Genomic DNA, 2068 nt, shown 5'->3' with positions numbered 1-2068 from the left:
GCCCAGAGGATATAGGCAGTACCGACAGACTTGGGTTCAGCGGGGGGCAGCAGGTAGCGAGAACTCATGGGGATTTGACGAGATAACTTTGAGCGGGTACTCCAAGTCTAAGTCTGTCATCTCCTGGCCTGGACGGGCAGAAGAGAACCGGCGTGATCTCTGCAAGCAAGCTGGGATCCCTTCACGGCCATAACTTTCACCCAACCTCTAGCGGATAGAGTAGGCTGCTGAGGCGGCAGGCAACTGCAAGGATAGGGATCCCAGCGGGGCCAAGGTGGTGCCGGGGTAGTAGAAAGCGAGGATTTGTGCCGCGTTAAACCCCTGCCGAGCCAGGGTATAGGAGCCATACTGGCTCAGGCCCACCCCATGGCCAAAGCCGCCACCGATGAAGCGATAGCCTGCCAATCGCTCCCCTTGTTTCAGAGGCTCTATCCGAAACAGGGTGCTGTACAGGCGAGGAAAAGCCAAGCGTACCTGATCCTTGCGCAAAAGAATCGAGCGGATCCCATCTGCCGTCTGCAAGTCTAATTGCATCACCTGCACCCGGCCACTGGCGGAGCGCTCCAGGATCTGCATCCCCGCGATGCTGCTCCAGGTGGGCATCGGGATCCCTAGGTAGTCTTGGCCGGCCCGCAACTGGGTGTTCAGCTCCTCCAAAGATAGGGAGAACTCCCAGCGGAATAGGCGGGATACTCCTGCTTCGTTGAAGCCCTCTCGCTGGGCCAAAAACGCCTGGAAGCTGCTCTCCTGCCGCAAATCCAGGGGCTTACCCGGTTGATGGCGCTCCTCGCCCTGCGGAGCACGATGGGCAATATCCGCTTGCGGGCGTAGGTAGGGGCGCGGATCCCCGTCCCAAACATCTTCAAAGGCCGCCGAGATGCCGCCATTGGTAGAGGAATAGACAGCATCCGCCAGCTCGCCGTTGTAGGTGAGCACCAGGCCGCTGGTCTGGCGAATGGCCTCGTCAGCCCGCGGGTGGGTTCCGGTCAATCCCTTGTAAACCTGGCAGTGGGTATTGGCACAGAGCTGATAATCGTCAACCTGAAAGCGGTGGAGGTTCTTGAGGGCGTAGGTGCGCGCCAGGATCGCCTGGGCAGCCATGGCGGCAAAGGGAGCCCCCGACCCCACCTCGTGGGGCACCACCCCCCGCAAATAGGTTTCCAGGGGCACGGCGTTGACTACGGTGTAGCTGCCGTAGGCGTTGGGCTGAATGGTAATAGAGCCGGCGTAGTGGCGGTCGTTCACCCGTAGATAGCCGGCATCGGAGGTCACCCTGAGGCGGGTGCGGTGGTAGCGAAAGTGTTCATGAACCCAGCTCAGCTCCGCCCGTTCGCGTCGCTCCTGCACCTCGAGCCGCACATGGGGGATCCCTTCCTTCTGGGCATACTGCTGAATCTGGATCAGTTGTTGCGGGGTGTAGGCGCGGTTGGCCCACACCTGCCATTCTTGCGGCTGGGCGATCTCGGTGCTGATGCCCAGAGACTGCCAATGGTTGGCGTTGGCCTCGGCACTCTCAAAACTTTTGTGGCTGCTGAGGATTAGACGGTATACGGTTTCCGGGGTGGTCAGGGCGCGATTGACAATGCCGATGCTGACCCGAGGCGTTCGCTGGGTCTGGGTGCTGCCGTCTGCTTGAGGGAATTCCAGGGTGAGAAGGGATCCCGTCGGCGCCGCCAGCTCCACTTGATCCGTCTCAGAACGGCCAAAGCGTTGCACAATGCCTATATGCAGGATTGGGTTTTCGGGGGTGGCTGCCGTGGCCAAGGTCTCTTCACGAACTCCGGTTGCGTCGGCGGCATGGAGCGCTAAGGCCGCCAGCAACAGGCCCAAGCCGGAAATGAGGGTGCTCTGTTTGCGCCAGCGGGACGGAGCCCCTAAAAACCGACGGGGTTTGGCAGTGAGAGCCTGACAACTGGCCATGGCCGCTTTATCCTAAAACACACCCTGTCGATTTTACCCCCATCTTTTTTGGCCTACCTGCAGCGGTTGCGTCAGCAGTGGGGAGCATGACTCTAGTCAATAATAAGCTCAACTATACTGAAAATAATGTATAATATGTTCAGTACGG

1 protein-coding gene is annotated in these 2068 nt (G+C 59.7%); it reads right to left on the bottom strand.

Annotation, left to right across the window (positions count from 1 at the left end):
• Positions 1-207: 207 nt before the first annotated feature.
• Positions 208-1920 carry a SpoIID/LytB domain-containing protein gene (locus NW839_RS11980; RefSeq protein WP_414351713.1) on the bottom strand — a complete coding sequence of 571 codons (1713 nt, stop codon included), beginning with the start codon at positions 1918-1920 and terminating at the stop codon, positions 208-210.
• Between the last annotated feature and the right edge of the window lie 148 nt (positions 1921-2068).

It is taken from the genome of Synechococcus sp. R5-15, assembly GCF_047462035.1.
GTDB lineage: Bacteria > Cyanobacteriota > Cyanobacteriia > Thermostichales > Thermostichaceae > Thermostichus.
The sequence above is the reverse complement of the archived record's forward strand: the minus strand, read 5'-3'. Positions and strand labels throughout refer to the sequence as shown.

Coding starts and splice junctions, on each gene's coding strand:
- NW839_RS11980 (WP_414351713.1), bottom strand. CDS start 1,920: ATGGCCAGTTGTCAGGCTCTCACTGCCAAACCCCGTCGGTTTTTAGGG.